Annotated in this window: 17 protein-coding genes; 9 read left to right on the top strand and 8 right to left on the bottom strand. The window is 65.1% G+C overall.

Features of this window, described 5'->3' with window-relative positions; all coding sequences use genetic code 11:
- Positions 1-25 precede the first annotated feature (25 nt).
- Positions 26-2,323: a glycine--tRNA ligase subunit beta gene (gene glyS / locus FJW06_RS03835; protein WP_140748255.1), complete on the bottom strand. Its 2,298-nt coding sequence runs from the start codon at positions 2,321-2,323 to the stop codon at positions 26-28.
- Positions 2,324-2,575: 252 nt separating this feature from the next.
- Here glyS and FJW06_RS03830 point away from each other — a divergent pair, with 252 nt between their 5' ends.
- Entirely contained in the window at positions 2,576-2,758 is a 183-nt protein-coding gene (locus FJW06_RS03830; RefSeq protein WP_140748252.1) for a hypothetical protein, read from the top strand.
- On the opposite strand, the gene FJW06_RS03825 is transcribed toward FJW06_RS03830, so the two are convergent.
- Positions 2,755-3,678: a glycine--tRNA ligase subunit alpha gene (locus FJW06_RS03825; RefSeq protein ID WP_181178143.1), complete on the bottom strand. Its 924-nt coding sequence runs from the start codon at positions 3,676-3,678 to the stop codon at positions 2,755-2,757. The two genes, FJW06_RS03830 and FJW06_RS03825, sit on opposite strands and share 4 nt — an antisense overlap.
- Positions 3,679-3,871: 193 nt before the next feature.
- On the opposite strand from FJW06_RS03825, the gene FJW06_RS03820 reads away from it, so the two are divergent.
- Positions 3,872-4,333: a GNAT family N-acetyltransferase gene (locus tag FJW06_RS03820; protein ID WP_140748246.1), complete on the top strand. Its 462-nt coding sequence runs from the start codon at positions 3,872-3,874 to the stop codon at positions 4,331-4,333.
- A gap of 52 nt (positions 4,334-4,385) precedes the next feature.
- Here the strand turns inward: FJW06_RS03820 and FJW06_RS03815 are convergent, their stop codons facing one another.
- The 5 genes from FJW06_RS03815 to FJW06_RS03795 form a co-directional block, all read right to left on the bottom strand.
- Positions 4,386-6,161, bottom strand: coding sequence for a tetratricopeptide repeat protein (locus tag FJW06_RS03815; RefSeq protein WP_140748244.1), 1,776 nt, complete (start codon positions 6,159-6,161; stop codon positions 4,386-4,388).
- 204 nt (positions 6,162-6,365) lie between these two features.
- Positions 6,366-6,782, bottom strand: coding sequence for a DUF1284 domain-containing protein (locus FJW06_RS03810; RefSeq protein ID WP_140748241.1), 417 nt, complete (start codon positions 6,780-6,782; stop codon positions 6,366-6,368).
- Positions 6,779-7,387: a biotin transporter BioY gene (locus FJW06_RS03805; RefSeq protein WP_140748238.1), complete on the bottom strand. Its 609-nt coding sequence runs from the start codon at positions 7,385-7,387 to the stop codon at positions 6,779-6,781. The genes FJW06_RS03810 and FJW06_RS03805 overlap by 4 nt, the downstream gene beginning before the upstream one ends.
- Before the next feature lie 313 nt (positions 7,388-7,700).
- Entirely contained in the window at positions 7,701-8,366 is a 666-nt protein-coding gene (locus tag FJW06_RS03800; RefSeq protein ID WP_140748235.1) for a GntR family transcriptional regulator, read from the bottom strand.
- A gap of 106 nt (positions 8,367-8,472) precedes the next feature.
- The gene (locus FJW06_RS03795; RefSeq protein WP_140748777.1) at positions 8,473-9,486 is read right to left on the bottom strand and encodes a polyprenyl synthetase family protein; all 1,014 of its coding nucleotides are present in this window, start codon (positions 9,484-9,486) and stop codon (positions 8,473-8,475) included.
- Positions 9,487-9,649: 163 nt separating this feature from the next.
- Between FJW06_RS03795 and FJW06_RS03790 the strand changes: the two genes are divergently transcribed.
- The 6 genes from FJW06_RS03790 (at position 9,650) to moaB (ending at position 13,395) form a co-directional block, all read left to right on the top strand.
- Positions 9,650-9,874: a DUF2007 domain-containing protein gene (locus FJW06_RS03790; RefSeq protein WP_127875481.1), complete on the top strand. Its 225-nt coding sequence runs from the start codon at positions 9,650-9,652 to the stop codon at positions 9,872-9,874.
- Entirely contained in the window at positions 9,874-10,671 is a 798-nt protein-coding gene (locus tag FJW06_RS03785; RefSeq protein ID WP_140748232.1) for a methyltransferase, read from the top strand. The genes FJW06_RS03790 and FJW06_RS03785 overlap by 1 nt, the downstream gene beginning before the upstream one ends.
- Positions 10,672-10,808: 137 nt before the next feature.
- Positions 10,809-11,666, top strand: coding sequence for a S49 family peptidase (locus FJW06_RS03780; protein WP_140748229.1), 858 nt, complete (start codon positions 10,809-10,811; stop codon positions 11,664-11,666).
- Between the two features lie 80 nt (positions 11,667-11,746).
- Positions 11,747-11,932 (top strand): hypothetical protein, encoded by a 186-nt coding sequence (locus tag FJW06_RS03775; RefSeq protein ID WP_140748226.1) that lies wholly within the window; start codon positions 11,747-11,749, stop codon positions 11,930-11,932.
- A gap of 25 nt (positions 11,933-11,957) precedes the next feature.
- Positions 11,958-12,851, top strand: a complete 894-nt coding sequence (locus tag FJW06_RS03770; RefSeq protein ID WP_140748223.1) for a 4-(cytidine 5'-diphospho)-2-C-methyl-D-erythritol kinase — start codon at positions 11,958-11,960, stop codon at positions 12,849-12,851.
- On the top strand, positions 12,838-13,395 hold the full coding sequence (moaB, locus tag FJW06_RS03765; RefSeq protein ID WP_140748220.1) for a molybdenum cofactor biosynthesis protein B: 558 nt from the start codon (positions 12,838-12,840) through the stop codon (positions 13,393-13,395). The genes FJW06_RS03770 and moaB overlap by 14 nt, the downstream gene beginning before the upstream one ends.
- A 9-nt stretch (positions 13,396-13,404) precedes the next feature.
- On the opposite strand, the gene FJW06_RS03760 is transcribed toward moaB, so the two are convergent.
- Complete coding sequence (locus FJW06_RS03760) at positions 13,405-13,908, bottom strand: glycosyltransferase (protein WP_140748773.1); 504 nt, start codon at positions 13,906-13,908, stop codon at positions 13,405-13,407.
- A gap of 147 nt (positions 13,909-14,055) precedes the next feature.
- Between FJW06_RS03760 and FJW06_RS03755 the strand changes: the two genes are divergently transcribed.
- The gene (locus FJW06_RS03755; protein WP_140748217.1) at positions 14,056-15,210 is read left to right on the top strand and encodes a PA0069 family radical SAM protein; all 1,155 of its coding nucleotides are present in this window, start codon (positions 14,056-14,058) and stop codon (positions 15,208-15,210) included.
- Positions 15,211-15,396 lie beyond the last annotated feature (186 nt).

The following is a 15,396-nucleotide window of genomic DNA, read 5'->3' as shown; positions in this document are numbered from 1 at the left end:
GATGTGAGACGCGATTTCTGCGCCGTCAGCCGACGATTTTTGAAAAATCCGCGACCTGGTCGGTGGCGGCGCGGATACGGGCAAGCAGCGCCAGGCGGTTGGCGCGCACGGCCTGGTCCTCATCATTCACGAGAACACGTTCAAAGAATGAATCAACCGGTTCGCGCAAAACGCTAAGCGCCAGCATGGCGGCGGAAAAATCTTCGTTTTGAATTGCTTGGCCGGCTTCCTTCTCGGCCTGATTCACCGCGGCAAAGAGCTTCTTTTCCGCGCCCTCGCGAAACAGCGCCGGCTCAACAGCCTGGGCGACCAGCGTTTTCTTCTTCTCTTCGGCGGCCAGGATGTTGGCGGCGCGCTTGGTGCCGGCAAGCAGGTTCTTGCCCTCATCTGTGTCGAGCAAGGAACCCAGCGCCTCGACGCGACGCACGATCTGCAGCAGGTCGTCGTTAGGCGATTGGCCGATCTCCCCCCTTGTGGGGGAGATGCCCGGCAGGGCAGAGGGGGGCGCGACAGAATGAGAGGCCGGCGGAACAGCGCCCCCCTCTGTCGGCTTCGCCGACATCTCCCCCACAAGGGGGGAGGTCGGGCGCGAACCCGCTGACAGCACGGCATCGATCAAGTCGTGTCGTGCACCGCTGTCACGCAGATAGACTTTCAGACGGTCATGGAAGAAGGCGAGGAGATCGGATGACTGATCCGCGCCGGCTTTGAAATTTGCAAAAGCCTTGGCGAAAACCGACGTCAGCGCCAGACGAATCCGGTTCTCGATGAGGATTCTGACCACGCCGAGCGCGGCGCGGCGCAAAGCGAACGGGTCCTTGCTGCCGGTGGGCTTTTCATCGATCGCCCAGAAGCCGGTCAGCGTGTCGAGCTTGTCGGCAAGCGCGACGGCAACCGAGACCGGATCAGTCGGCACGCGGTCGGACGGACCTTGTGGCTTGTAGTGTTCCTCGGCGGCCGCGGCCACGGATGCATGCTCGCCCTGCAGCAGCGCGTATTTGCGACCCATGGCGCCCTGCAATTCCGGAAACTCGCCGACCACTTCGGTCTGCAGATCGGCTTTGGCGAGTACCGACGCACGGGCGACGAGCGCACTGTCGGCACCGACGACCGGAGCCAGTTCTTCCGCCAACTTCTTAATGCGCTCCACGCGCTGCCCTTGCGTGCCGAGCTTGGCATGGAAGGTCACGTTCAGATGATCGAGCCGCGCCATGCGCTGGTCGAGCGGCTTCCTCAAATCGAGGCCGAACGTCGCCGCCGATTCCTTCAGCTGATCAAGGTCGGGCAAATCGCTCTGGTCGGTCTTCCAGAAATAGAGCGCGTCGGACAGGCGGGCGCGCACCACCTTGCCGTTGCCGTAGGCGATCTCCTTGCCGCCATCGCTCGCCTCGATATTGGCGACCAGGATGAAGCGGTTCGACAGGTCCTCGCTCGCGCCGTGCGGCCGGGTGACGAAGCACTTCTGGTTGGCGCGGATGGTGAGGCGGATGACCTCGCCCGGAATGGTGAGGAAATCCTGCTCGAACTCGCCCATCAGCACGACCGGCCATTCCACCAGGCCGGAGACTTCCTCCAGCAAGCCTTCGTCCTCGACAAGGTCGAGGCCGTTGGCGAAGGCGATGTTGCCGGCGTCGGCCAGGATGATCTCCTTGCGCCGGTCGGCATCGAGCACGACCTTGGCCGCCTCCAGCTTCGCTACATAGTCGTCGAAGCGGCGCACGGTGATGGGGCCCGGCGCATGGAAGCGATGACCATAGGTGACGTTGCCGGCGCGGATGCCGTCGATCTCGAAATCGACCACCACCGGCTCCTCGGTCTCCGGGCCGAAGGTGCAGACGATCGACTGCAGCGGCCGCACCCAGCGCAGCGAGCCGGGTTTCGCCGAGGCCGGCCCCCAGCGCATCGATTTCGGCCAAGGGAAGCTTTTGATGATGCCCGGCACCAGCTCGGCGATGATCTCTTCGGCCGCCCGGCCCGGCTTCGAAATGTGGGCGACGTAGAAGTCGCCCTTCTTCGGGTCGGAATGGACATGGGCGTCAGCGATCGATGACAGGCCGGCCTTGCGCAGGAAGCCCTGCACGGCCTGCTCGGGCGCCGTGGTAGACGGCCCCTTGATCTCCTCGCGGATGTCCTTCGAGCGCGCCGTCAAGCCACGGATGTCGAGGGCCAGCCGCCGCGGCGTCCAATATTCGCGCGCCGCCTCATAGGTGAGACCCGCCTCGACCAGACCATCGGTCAGCATCTTCCTGAGGTCGCCGGCAGCCTTGCGCTGCATGCGGGCGGGAATCTCTTCCGAGCGAAGTTCTAGCAGTAGGTCAGGCATGATTAGGCTCCCACCCTCCCCTTGATGGGCAGGGCCAGCGCGTCAGCGCCGTAACGAATGGGCGGGAAATAGCAACTCGGCCGGCCGCTGTCACCCCGCTAGCAGATCGCCTCTTCAAGCGATTCCACGGAATTTTTCGGCCTGCTGTCGGGACGGCGCGGAGTTGCCCGTCCTTGGAGCAGACCATCCCATGAACCGAACGCTGCGCTGAAGCGACAAACGCTCAGGCAGAGACCTATTGGCTGAACGACGATGAAGACGGCATCGAGAACCCTGCAGATCCTGGCGCTCAGCGCCTGCTTCGCCGCCCAGGCGCATGGCACCATCACGATGCCGGGGGTCAGGCAGGCCATGCGCACGATCGACGGCGCGTCGGCGCAGATCGCGTTGCCGGCCGCCGCCGCCATCGAGACCGTGAAATCCGTGTCGGCTTAAGCCGCCGCCAGCCCGCCAGCCCGCGTCTTCAGGAACGCCTCGCCGCAGGCCTTGGCCAGATTGCGCACACGCAGGATATAGCTTTGCCGCTCGGTGACCGAGATCACGCCGCGCGCGTCGAGCAGGTTGAAGACATGGCTTGCCTTGATGCACTGGTCGTAGGCCGGAAAGACCATGCGGTGCATCGCCAGATTGTCGCTCGGCTTCGGCATGCCGGCATCGAGCAGCGCCTTGCACTCGGCCTCGGCGTCCTCGAAGTGCCTCAGCAGCATCGCGGTGTTGGCGAATTCGAAATTGTGGCGCGAATATTCCTGCTCGGCCTGCAGGAAGACATCGCCGTAGGTGACCTTCTCGGCGCCTTCGCGGCCGTTGAAGTTCAGGTCGTAGACATTGTCGACGCCCTGCACATACATGGCCAGCCGTTCGAGACCATAGGTCAGCTCGCCCGCCACCGGCGCGCATTCGATGCCGCAGACCTGCTGGAAATAGGTGAACTGCGAGACTTCCATGCCGTCGCACCAGCATTCCCAGCCAAGCCCCCAGGCACCCAGCGTCGGGCTCTCCCAGTCGTCCTCGACGAAGCGGATGTCATGCAGCAGCGGGTCGACGCCGATCGCTTCCAGCGAGCCGAGATAGAGCTCCTGCAGGTTCGGCGGATTGGGCTTCAGGATCACCTGATACTGGTAATAATGCTGCAGCCGGTTGGGGTTCTCGCCGTAGCGGCCGTCCTTCGGCCGGCGCGAGGGCTGGACGTAAGCGGCGTTCCAGCGCAAGGGGCCCAGCGCGCGCAAGGTGGTGGCCGGATGGAAAGTGCCGGCGCCGACCTCCATGTCGTAAGGCTGCAGGATGAGGCAACCATAGTCCGCCCAGTAATTGTGCAAGGTCAGGATCAGCCCCTGGAAGGAGCGGCTGGGATGCATATGGGCGGGAATCTCGATGGTCACGGCGGCCTCGGAAAGCGCAGGATGACGCTTCCCTAGTTGCCGGGTCGGCAAGCGTCAAGGCGGTGGCTCGCATCCGGCAAGGCGGAAAGCTTTGCGGCCGGCTGGCCCATTGCCGTCGAGCGGCGGTCGCCCTTTGCTCCGTTCCACTCCAACGACAGAGGGTTTCGCTATGTCCGGTCAGCTTACCGTCCGACCCGTCACAAGGCAGGACTACGAGCAATGGCTGCCGCTGTGGGACGGCTATAACGCGTTTTACGGGCGCTCCGGCCCAACGGCGCTTGCCGGCGAGATCACGCAGATGACGTGGTCGCGTTTCTTCGATGCCTATGAGCCGGTGCATGCGCTGGTCGCCGAACGCGAAGGCAACCTGCTCGGCCTCGTCCACTATCTCTATCATCGCTCGACCACATCGATCGCGCCGAGCTGCTACCTGCAGGATCTCTTCACCACACAGGCCGCGCGCGGTCAGGGCGTCGGCCGGGCGCTGATCGAAGGCGTCTATGAACGCGCCAGCCAAGCGGGTGCGAACCGCGTCTACTGGCTAACGCATGAGACGAACCACACCGCGATGCAGCTCTATGACAAGGTCGGCGAGAAGTCCGGGTTTGTCGTCTACAGGAAGATGTTCTGAAAAATGCCGCGGGGCCCCGAAGAGCCCCGCCGTAAAATCGGGACCGCGGCGCTCAGCCTTTCGGCGCGGGCGCCGGCACCGGCTTCGCCTTGGGGGTTTCCTGCGCGGTGTTGGACTCGATCGGCGGCAGGCCTTTGAGCAGCTTCTGCTGCAGGGCGGCGAGCACATCCGGATCCGGCTTCAGATCGCGCGCTTGGTTCCACTGGTAGGTGGCCTCGAGCTTGCGGCCGACGCGCCAGTAGGCATCGCCGAGATGGTCGTTGAGGACCGGATCCTCCGGTTTCAGCGAGACAGCCCGCTCCATCTCGCGCACGGCGTCGTCGAAGCGGCCCATCCGGTAATAGGCCCAGCCCAATGAATCGACGATGTAGCCGTCGTTCGGCCTGAGATCCACGGCCTTCTGGATCATCGCCAGGCCTTCCTTGAGGTTCATGTTCATGTCGACCCAGGAATAGCCGAGATAGTTCATGACCTGCGGCTGGTCGGGCTGCAACTCCAGCGCCTTGCGGAAGTTCGGTTCGGCCTTCGGCCACTCCTTCAGCCGCTCATAGGCGATGCCGCGCTGGTAGAAGATGTTCCAGTTGGCGGCGGTCGGCGCTTTCAGTTGCTCGACGGCCTTGTCGTAGAGATTGGCGGCCGCGCGGAAATCTTCCTTCGAGCCGTAGACGCCGCCGAGCGCCAGATAGGCGCGCATGTCGTCCGGGTGCTTGTCGAGATAGGCCTTGAGATGGGCGATCGCCTCGTCGTGCTTGTCGAGATCGGCGAGGTTGAGGCCGAGCTGCAGGTCGGAAAGCTCCTTCAGCGGCGAGGAGGCCGGAATACGGCGGTAAAGCGCGATGGCGCCCTCGCCGTCCTTGAGCTGCTCGGCGACGGCGGCAAGCTGCACCAGGGCCGCATCGCTGTCCGGCTTCAGCGCCAGCGCATATTGCAGATAGAGCCGCACGAAAGGCTCGCCGCCGCCGCGGTTGAGCGCGGTGGCAAGGTCGAGCAAGATTTCCGATGCGCCGTCGGCTGGGCCGGCGACGAGCGGCTCGATCTTGTCGCCCTTGGCGATGCGGTCGCGCAGCGTGGTGATTTCGAGCTTGCCCGGCGCGAAGGCCTCGGCCTGGTTCAACACCGCCAGCGCCTTCGATTTGTCGCCCTTGCGGACGAGGAACGAGGCATAGGCCTGGGCATTGCGCATCCAGGTTTCGGGCGCGGAGCCGCCGGCCGTGGTGTCGGCGAGCGTGGCGGCGTAGAGTTCATCGGCCTTGTCGTTCAGGCCGGCGGCGTCGGCGATCAGCGCGCGGTGGAACGATTTGAACAGGCCGAACCAGTCCGGGCCCTTGAGCTTGTCGATGGACTCCATCGCCTCGGACGCGTTGCCGGCGCCCTCCATGGCCCAGCCGTTCATGACGCCGGAGAGCAACCGGTCGAGATCGGATTCGAGCGAGAGCTTCAGCCAGTACTGCGCCTTGGCGTAGTCCTTCTTGTGGAAGGAATCGATGGCCAGCGCCAGGCGCGAGAAGCGCTCGACGTCCGGCACTTCCTTCAGCTTGTCGGCATAGACCAGCGATTCCTCGAAGCGGCCTTGCGCGACGAGGGCCAGCATCAGGCTTTGCTGCAGATCCTTATCGTTCGGCGCAAAGGCAAGCGCCTGCTTGTAATAAGCAATCGCGTCGTCGAGATCGTTATCGCTTTCGGCGATATGGGCTGCGAGATAGGCGCCCGAGAACGACGTGATCTGCAGCGGTTGGGCCTCTTCCTTGGCCTGGACCGGCAGCACCCAAAGCGCCACACCGGTCAAAAATGCCAGCCTCGTCAGCCAGCGCGCACGTCCTTGCCGCATCGTATCCCTTTCAGCCAGACGCGATCCCGCCCTCGGAGGACCGCCCACAGACTCGATCTTTTCCGGTCAAAGCATGGCCTTTTTGGGGTCGGGCTTCAATCCGCAGCGAATCACAATGCAATCATCCGGCTTAAAAAACGATGCCGCGCCAGCGAAAAACTTTTGCGCGGAGGCCGGGATGCCGATATGCCGGCATCGAATTGCCTACAGATAAGTATCGCTGAATCCGCTGGCGGCAACCGCGTCGCACAGTCCGGACCATTCGCAGCCGGAGCACGCCTGGCGCGTCAGGCCGGCGGAAAAAGCCTTCCGCATTCCAGCCAGGCTGGAGGCATCCAGCACGAGCATGTCTCCGGCCTGGATCGGCCGGTTGAGGAAAGCCCCCACGTCACGCGCGGCGAGCCCGTCCCGCTCGGCGGCGCTCTCGCGCAGGCAGTGCGGCTCCGGTTCGCCGAGCAGCGGGGCGCAGATGTCGTCCGGCCCGGAAACGATCATAACCGCCTCCCCCTCGCCCAGCCGCTTCACCACCTTGTCATAATTGGCGGTGAAGGCCGGCGAGTAGCCCTTGCCGACATAGGTCAGCAGGCAGAGCAGATGATGGGCGCGCAGCCTGACGGTCATCGCGTCCCGGACGAGCGGTCGCGCTGTTCCGCCCGACCGGTGGAGAAGAGCTTCAGCGTTGCCGCGCCCAGCGCCGACTTAAGCAGGCCGCCGACGATGAAGGGCAGGAAGCCGAAGGTGACGGCCTTCTCGGCGCCGATCATGACGGCAAGCCAGGCGCTGCCCAGAACCAGGCACAGCAAGTTGCCGATCAGCATGGCTGCGAAGGCAAGAATGAGGCGGTTGCCGTTCCAGCCGCGCTCGGCCAGCCAGCCGACGACGGCGCCGACGACCGGGAAAGCGAAGAGATAGCCGCCGGTCGGACCGACGAAGTGCTGCACGCCGGCGGCACCGCCCGCCAGCACCGGAAATCCCGCCGCGCCTTCGACGAGCCAGGCGGCAATGGTCAGCGCACCGAAGCGCCAGCCATAGAGCGCGCCGACCAGGGTCACGGCGAAGGTCTGCATCGTTACCGGAACCGGCACCATCGGCACCTCGATATAGGACGACAGCGCCAGGAACAGCGAACCGAGGACCACGGCGCCGATCTGCCAGGCGAGCGAACGGCTGTGCAGCCGCAACGGGCTGAAAGAGGGTTTTTGGGTCGAAATGGCTGCGTTGGTCACGGTATCTTCCCTGGTTGGCGTGTAATTATAGATAATTTTTGAACTTCATCTATTATCGAATCCATATTTCAAAAAGAATGGCAAGCGCTGACCTGGAACAGACAACGGATTTCGTCATTCTAGGGCGGAGCAAGGAGCGAAGCGACGCGCGCAGACCCAGGCCGTTACGCAGGCGCATTGCAAGCGTGCAGAATTCTGCTCCGCCGCACTCTACGATAAAGGTAACGGCATGGATCCTCGGGTCTGCGCGTCCGCTTCGCTCCCGCTCCGCCCCTGGATGACGAAGCTGAGAGGCTTCGGCCAACCGCCGAACCTAGCCCACGATGGCGAAGGCGTCGCGGGTCCTGCCGGAAGCGGTCTTGACCGGCTTCTGGCCGATCCATTGCACGTGGCGGCCCAGCGTCGCGGCGGCCGATTCGGTGTTGCCTTGCCTCAGCGCGCTTAGGATCGCGCGGTGGTCCTGGTCGGTGCGGGTCTCCCATTCCGAGCGCCAGGCCGCGAACAGGAAGCGCGCGCTTGCCGCGTGCAGGTCGTCGATGGTGGAGAGCAGGCGCGGCATGTTGCAGGGCGCCAGGATCAGCCGATGGAAGGAGCGATTGGCCTCTTCCCAGGAGCGCACGTCGCGGGATTTGTCGCCGGCCTTGGTCGCCTCCTCTGCGAGGTCGAGGATCGACGCCGTCAGATGCGGCGCCGCATGGCGCAGCGCCAGCACTTCGAGCGCGGCGCGCATCTCGGCCACCTCCCTCACCTCGCCGAGATCGAAAGCGGCGACGCGCACGCCGCGCCGAGGCTCGCTGATCGCCAGCCCTTGAGCCTCCAGGCGCCGGAAGGCCTCGCGCACCGGGACATGACTGGTGTTGAACTCCTCGGCAACATGGTCCTGCCGCAGGCGCGATCCGGGCTCGATCGCGCCCGAAATGATGCGGTCCGCCAGTTCCTTACTGATGCGGACGGCGATCGTGTCTTCAGTGCTGGCCATATTTTATAGATAATTTGGTCAACCGCCCTTTGTCGAGACGGCCGGCGCGGGACTCACAGGCGCCCTGCCCGGCGGATGCCAGGCAAGCGCCTGCAAGGCAGTCAGCTCAGTTCACCCGGCTGATGCAGAAATCGATGACGTCGATAAGCGCCGATTTCTGCGGCGTTGCCTCCAGCGGCGCCAGCGCGTCGCGGGCGATCTCGCCGAAATGGCGCGCGCGGCTGATCGTGTCGGCGATAGCGCCGTGGCGGGCCATCAGGCCGATTGCCTTTTCGAGCCCGGCATCGTCGGTGACGTTTTCCTCGATGGCGCGCTTCCAGAAGCTGCGCTCGGCCTTGGTGCCGCGCCGGTAGGCGAGGATCACCGGCAGCGTCACCTTGCCCTCGCGGAAATCGTCACCGACATTCTTGCCGAGATCCTTGCTGGAGCCGCCGTAGTCCAGCGCATCGTCGATGAGCTGGAAGGCAAGACCGAGATTCATGCCGTAGGAGCGAAGGGCTGCGCGGTCGGTGCGCGAGGCCTGGGCGATCACCGGCCCGACTTCGGCCGCGGCCGAGAACAGCGCCGCGGTCTTGGCCTTGATGACGGCGAAATGCTCGTCCTCGGTGGTGTCGAGGTTCTTGGCGGCGGCAAGCTGCATCACCTCGCCCTCGGCGATGATGGAAGCGGCGCTCGACAGGATGTCGAGGGCTTCCAGCGAGCCGACCTCGACCATCATGCGGAAGGCCTGGCCGAGCAGGAAGTCGCCGACCAGAACGCTCGCCTGGTTGCCCCAGATCATGCGCGCCGTCTTCTTGCCGCGACGCAGCGCGCTCTCGTCGACCACGTCGTCATGCAGAAGCGTCGCCGTGTGCATGAACTCGACGGCGGTCGCGAGCTTGACATGGCCTTCGCCGGAATAGCCGAACATTTGCGCGGCCGCGAGGGTAAGCATGGGCCTGAGCCGCTTGCCGCCGGAGGAGATCAGGTGGTTGGCGATCTCCGGGATCATCTCGACGTCGGATCCGGCCTTGGACAGGATCAGCTCGTTGACGCGACCCATGTCGGCTGCCGTCAGATCGATCAGGTCCTTGATGGAAGCGGATTCCCGCTTGCCTTCGATGTTGAGAACGACTCCCACCACAATCACTCCCGTCCCAATTGACGCGCACGACGGCACCCTTAATCCCAACTCGACTCTAGGGCGGCACAACCGGACACGGCAAGAGGCGAATTGGCGCGGCTCTGCCGGCGATGTGCCCGCCTACATTTACACGGACGCCGCAACCTGCGATTTTCATTCCATGATCGAGCTTGTCCGCACCAACGACGCCGTCGTCATCTCCTTTGTCGAATCGCTGATGCGCGATGCCGGCATCGCCTGTTTCGTCGCCGACCAGAATATGAGCGTGCTCGAAGGGTCGATCGGCCTCTTGCAGAAGCGTGTCATGGTCGACGCCGAGAAGGCCGATGCGGCGCGCCGCATCCTCAAGGATGCCGGCATCGAGAACGAGATCCGCCAGAAATAATGGCAGTCAGCCCCGCCCCCGTCCCGGATACGCCGGCGCACACGATCGATGCCTTCCATCGCGGGCGCTTCTGGCTGGTGCAGCCGAGCCGGGGTGGCCATCGCGCAGGCATGGACGCCATGATGCTCGCGGCCGCGGTGCCGTCCGGCTTTTCCGGCCGGCTCGCCGATTTCGGCGCCGGCGCCGGCGCCGCCGCCCTTGCCGTGCTGTCGCGCTGTCCGGCGGCGCGGGCCGTGCTCGTCGAGCGCTCGACCGAAATGGCGGGGTTCGCCGCCGCCACGCTTTCGCATCCGGGCAACGCGCATCTCGGCGACCGCGCTTCGGTGCTGACGGCCGACGTGACGCTGACCGGCCGGGCGCGAGCGGAAGCCGGGCTTACCGACAATTTCTTCGACTTCGTCATCATGAACCCGCCTTTCAACGCGGCCGAGGATCGCTCGACCCCGGACGCGCTGCGCAGGCAGGCGCATGTCGGCGAGGACGGGCTGTTCGAGCGCTGGATCAGGAGCGCCGCCGCCGTCGCCAGGCCGCGCGGCGGGCTGGCCGTCATCGCCCGGCCCGAGCAGCTCGTTGCCATCCTCGACGCGATCGAAGGGCGCTTCGGCGATGCCGAGATGCTGTGCGTCCATCCCCGGCCGGACGCGGCGGCGATCCGCATCGTCATCAGGGCGGCGCTCGGCGCAAGGGGAAAATTGTCGATCCGCCCGCCGCTCATCCTGCACGGGCCATCCGGCAACGCACCGGCGGGGCGGGCGGAAATGATCAACAACGGTCTGGCGTCGCTGTTCGGCGATTGATCCCAGGCGCACGATGCGGCATTGCCGTTAGGCGCCGAATTCCTACATGCCAGAGCAAGATACGTCGCGTCTGAGAGACATTACCGATTTAACCGATCTCACCTTGCTCCTCTGCATTCCACCGGAGACACCCGTTCGTGAAACGCCTCTTCAACCGCCTGCTGCCGAAATCCTGGCGCTCGACAGTCGTCACCATTCCGGTCATCCGGCTGCAGGGCGCCATCATGGCCGGCGGCGGCCAGTTCCGGCCGAGCCTGTCGCTCGCCTCGACGGCCGGCGTCATCGAAAAGGCGTTCGGCTTCGACGCGCCGGCGGTCGCCATCTCGATCAACTCGCCGGGCGGCTCGCCGGTGCAGTCGCGCCTGATCTTCAAGCGCATCCGCGACCTGGCGGCGGAGAAGAACAAGAAAGTGCTGGTCTTCGTCGAGGATGTGGCGGCTTCCGGCGGCTACATGATCGCGGTCGCCGGCGACGAGATCTTTGCCGACCCGTCATCGATCGTCGGCTCGATCGGCGTGGTCTCGGCCTCGTTCGGTTTCCCCGAGCTGATGAAGAAGATCGGCGTCGAGCGGCGTGTCCACACCGCCGGCCAGAACAAGGCCGTGCTCGATCCGTTCAAGCCGGAGAAGAAGGAGGACGTCGAGCGGCTGAAGAGGCTGCAGCTCGACGTGCACGAGACCTTCATCGACCTCGTCAAGGAGCGGCGCGGCAGCAAGCTGAAGGACGATCCGGACCTGTTCACCGGCCTGTTCTGGACCGCCAAGAAAGGCCTCGAGCTCGGCCTCGTCGATGCGCTGGGCGATATGCGCAGCGTGCTCAAGGCCCGCTTCGGCGACAAGACGCAGCTCAGGCTGATCACCGCGCCGCGCGGTCTGTTCGGCCGGTTCGGCCTGTTCGGCTCGCGCTTCTCGGCGCCCGATATCGCCGCCGCTGCCGCAAACGGCGTCATCGATGCGGCGGAAGAGCGCGCATTGTGGGCGCGCTTCGGGCTTTGAAAAAGCCATGATTGCAGCTAGCATGGCTGCTTGACCCATTCAGCCGGCCTTGCCGCGAGAACGCGGGAGGAGTTTTAGAGATGCCGCAGATCGTTTTCTTCGCCGTTGTCGGCGCCGCCGCTTACTTCTGCTACCGCGCTTTCGTGCGCGAGGCCGAGCGCGTGACGGCCGAGATCCGGCGTACCGAGAAACAGGCGGCGAACGGCACGATGGGAACGCTGGTCAAGGATCCGAAGACCGGCGAATACCGTCTCGCCAAGGACTGATCCCATCTCGCCAGCAGCCGATATTCTGGAGCCCGGCACAGAGGTCCGGACATGGCTTGCGCCGGCCAAGATCAATCTGGCGCTGCATGTCACCGGACGGCGCGACGACGGCTACCATTTGATCGACAGCCTTGCCGTCTTCACCCGCTTCGGCGACCGGCTCGAGATCGAGCCGGCTGAGCAGGACGAGTTCTCCGTATCCGGCCGTTATGCCACCGGCCTGCCGCTCGACGACGGCAATCTGGTGGTGAAGGCACGCGATGCCTTGCGCCGGGAGGCCGGCGCGCGACATGCGCCGCCTGTCGCCATCAGGCTGGAGAAGAACCTGCCGATCGCCTCGGGCGTCGGCGGTGGCTCCAGCGACGCAGCGGCCGCGCTCAACGGCCTGGCGCGGCTCTGGAAGCTCGATATCGACGACAATTCGCTGGCGCGGATCGGGCTTTCGCTCGGTGCCGACCTGCCGATGTGCCTGACGTCGAAGCCGCTGGTCGCGCGCGGCATCGGCGATGAGGTCTCGCCGCTTTCCGCGTTTCCGGCGCTCGGCCTCGTCCTGGTCAATCCAGGCATCGCGATCTCGACGCCTGACGTGTTCAAGGCGCTCTCCAGCCGCGACAACGAGGCGCTGCCGCCGCTGCCGAAGCGCCTCGACTTCCACGCCGTCCGCAACTGGCTGGAAACGACCCGCAACGACCTCGAACCTGCCGCGCGTTCGATCGAACCTGCCATCGGCGAGGCGCTTAAAGCGCTCAAGCGCGCCGACGCCGCGTTCGCGCGCATGTCCGGCTCGGGCGCGACATGCTTCGGCCTGTTCGAGACCGGCAATGTCGCCAAGCGCGCGGCGATCGCGATCCGCGCCCGCCATCCCGACTGGTTCGTCGCCGCGACGCGCAGCATGGAGGTGAGCGATGGCGAAGCTTGACGAAAGCCGGCCCTTCATTCCGGTGCGCATCGCCGTGCTGACGGTTTCCGACACGCGCAGCCTTGCCGACGACAAGTCCGGCCAGACGCTTGCCGACCGCATCGCGGAAGCCGGCCACAGCCTCGCAGCGCGCGATGTCGTGACCGACGACCGCGACAAGATCCGCGACAAGGTGCTTGGCTGGTCTAAGGACGAAAACATCGACGTCGTCATCACCACCGGCGGCACCGGCTTTACCGGCCGCGACGTGACGCCGGAGGCGCTGGAGCCGATCTTCGAAAAGCGCATGGACGGCTTTTCGGAAGTCTTCCACCGCATCTCCTACGACAAGATCGGCACCTCGACGGTCCAGAGCCGGGCGACCGGCGGCGTCGTCAACGCCACCTTCGTCTTCGTGCTGCCGGGCTCGCCCGGGGCCTGCAAGGACGCCTGGGACGGCATCATCAAGGCGCAGCTCGACTACCGGCACATGCCCTGCAACTTCGTCGAGATCATGCCGCGGCTGGACGAGCATCTCCGGCGCGGCGCCAAGCCCGCCTCGTAACCGCAGGCATCACTTCGGCGGCGCCACCCAGATCTCGGCGTTCAACCGCCTGGTCGCCAGGCCGCGCGCCAGGGCCTCGACGCTGCGCGCGCTCTTTGCAAGGGCCAAAGCCTGGCGCTTACTGATGACAAGACCCTCCGCCAGCGCCCGGTTTCCCGAAAAGACGCGGGCCAGGAAAGGCGCGCGATCGGCCCGGGCGCGTGAAAAGCGCGCCGGCATGGTCCGCTTCGCCGTGTGCGCCACGACCTCGTCGATCCAGCCTTCGGAGAGCCTGGCGCCGGGTTCCAGAAGCAGCAGCCAATCGCCCTTGGCCTGGCCGATGCCCACGGCGACCCCGCCGGTCACATAATGACAGCCGGCATGCTCGGCCACCCGATGCGTCTGGTCGGTCGAGCCTTGATCGCAGACGATCACATCGCGGACCACGCCTTCGACCGCGCCGCCGACCAGAGAGGCGAGCGTACGGGCAAGACCCTCTTCGTCGTTCCTGGTTTCAATGACAACGCTGAGCATTTCAGCCGAATAGCGGAAAGTGCCGCCATGCGCCAGTTCCGCCTTCAAGCGAAAAAGTTCTTGATTTGTTCTCATCGGCAAAATAGGAATAGTTTCATGAACAGAGCGATTCGACAGCCTGCCGACAGTCCCTGGGAGAGGGCGAAAATGGAACAGATCGTACGCGCCGACATTGCCGCATTCGGGGCAGGACGAGCCGAAATGGCAAATGCGATGATCGAGCAGAGCGGCATGCGCGTGCGGCCCGACCGCAATCGCGGCCGCTCGGCCGGCATCAACCCCTCCGGCCGGTTCGAGCCGGTCAGCCGGCATGTCTTCGACGACGGCTGGAACTCGCTGGAGGAGCTGCCGCCGTTCAAGACGGAAGTGCAGGTCGAGAAGCCGCGCACGATCATCACCCACAACGAGTCGCCCGACATTTCCTTCGACCGCTCGATCAATCCCTATCGCGGCTGCGAGCATGGCTGCGTCTACTGCTTCGCCAGGCCGACGCACGCCTTCATGGGCCTGTCGCCGGGGCTCGATTTCGAATCGAAGCTGTTCGCCAAGCCGGATGCGGCGCGCATGCTGGACCGGGAGTTGTCGAAGCCCGCCTACCAGCCGCGCACCATCGCCATCGGCACCAACACCGATCCCTACCAGCCGATCGAGAAACAGTACCGGATCATGCGCGAGATCCTGGAAGTGCTGGAGGCGCGCGGCCATCCGGTCGGCATCGTGACGAAGTCGGCGCTGGTGACGCGCGACATCGACATCCTGTCGCGCATGGCCGAGCGCGGCCTTGCCAAGGTGGCGCTGTCGGTGACGACCATGGACCGCATGCTGGCCAGAACCATGGAGCCGCGCGCGTCGACGCCGACGAAACGGCTGGAGGCGATCAGGCAGCTTTCGGACGCCGGCGTTCCGGCATCGGTGATGGTGGCGCCGATCATCCCGGGCCTCAACGATCCGGAGATGGAGCGCATCCTTGATTCGGCTAGAGCCGCAGGCGCCAGGGAGGCCGGCTACGTCATCCTGCGCCTGCCGCTCGAGGTGGCGCCGATCTTCAAGGACTGGCTGTTGCGGCATTATCCGGACTGCTACCGGCATGTGATGTCGCTGATCCGCTCGATGCGCGACGGCAAGGATTACGATTCGGAATGGGGCAAGCGCATGAAGGGCACCGGTCCCTATGCCTGGCAGATCGGCCGGCGCTTCGAGATCTGCGCCAAGCGGCTCGGCCTCAACGTCGAGCGACGGCAGCTTCGCACCGACCAATTCGTCGCAGGCTCCGGCGCCGGCGAGCAGTTGATGCTGCTTTGAAGATGGTGCCGGCCGTGACGGCCGGCGCTAAGCAGTTCCAGGCAAAGCGATTTTCCGTCTGGAACTGCAGTCTTCCAAGAATCCGTCCGGCCCTTGTCCCCCGGCCGTGAGACGGTGCCTTCCCGGTCCGACGCCCCATCCGACCCGGAAGGACTTGCGGAGAATCGGAGCCGATGCGAACCTCGC

Origin of the sequence: Mesorhizobium sp. B4-1-3 (genome assembly GCF_006439355.1) — a bacterium.
Classification (GTDB): Bacteria; Pseudomonadota; Alphaproteobacteria; order Rhizobiales; family Rhizobiaceae; genus Mesorhizobium.
The sequence above is the reverse complement of the archived record's forward strand: the minus strand, read 5'-3'. Positions and strand labels throughout refer to the sequence as shown.